A 290-nucleotide genomic window follows, 5' to 3' on the forward strand; every position below is an offset into this window, starting at 1 on the left:
AGGGCCAGACGAGCGCGGATCAGGACTTGATCGGGCATGGCGAGCACTGGCTGCGCGATGGTCAGGCGTTGGTGCAGCGCGGCCAGTGGCTCACCATGAACCCGATCGCTCCGGCGAGCCTGGTGGCCACACCGGCAGAATTATCCGCGGAGGGCGCCTGGGGTGAGCTGGTGCGGACCGCGGAAGCGATGCTCCACGACCCGAGCCAGGCACGCTCGGCGGTGGACCTCGATGCGCTGCGCTGGAACGGCGAGGCGATGCGCGCCGAGGGCCGGACGATGGGCGAGCAC

General features: G+C 70.7%; 1 protein-coding gene. It reads left to right on the top strand.

Going from position 1 to position 290, the window contains the following annotated elements:
- Positions 1-290: hypothetical protein (locus LZP73_RS20280; RefSeq protein WP_234236736.1), on the top strand; the 290-nt coding region annotated here is incomplete at both ends.

It is taken from the genome of Shewanella sp. AS16 (genome assembly GCF_021412365.1).
Taxonomy (GTDB): Bacteria; Pseudomonadota; Gammaproteobacteria; order Enterobacterales; family Shewanellaceae; genus Shewanella; species Shewanella salipaludis.